Annotated in this window: 1 pseudogene; it reads right to left on the bottom strand. The window is 61.6% G+C overall.

From position 1 onward, the window contains the following. Window positions 1-129 precede the first annotated feature (129 nt). Window positions 130-497: pseudogene (locus ACWTU8_RS32305) on the bottom strand (alpha/beta hydrolase); the annotation flags it as partial.

The raw sequence follows: 497 nt of genomic DNA, 5'->3' as shown, positions 1-497 counted from the left end.
GTCGACCGGGTCGGCCGCCCTGATCTCGTTCAGCTGCGGCTGCTGTCCAGCGTGGTGGGCAAGCGTGAGGCCCGCTCAGCGGCCAGTCGAGCCCAGAAGATCAGATAACCGGCACCCATCGGCGGTCGATCAACTGGTTTCATTTTGAAGAAAGGCCTTGAACGCTGCGGCCAGAGCGGCTGGATTTTCTTCGGCGACGTGGTGCCCGCTCTCGATCCCAAAGCCGCGCACATCGTCGGCCCAGTGCGTCCAGATTGCGACCGGATCGCCATAGATCTGCTCCAGATCGTCGTCGAGCGACCAGAGGCAGAGCATCGGACAGTGCACCTTGCGGCCGGCGTCTCGATCATCACGGTCATGGCGATGATCGATCCTGATACCTGCCCGGTAATCTTCGACCATCCCATGGACGACAGCAGGATCGTGGATGAACGAAACCAGTTCGTCATAGGCGTCGCGTCCCATCTCATCTGGCCGCAGGGCGCTGTACCATGCCA

The organism is Mesorhizobium sp. BHbdii (assembly GCF_053848045.1).
Note: the sequence above shows the minus strand (reverse complement) of the source record. Positions and strands in the feature narration are given on the sequence as shown.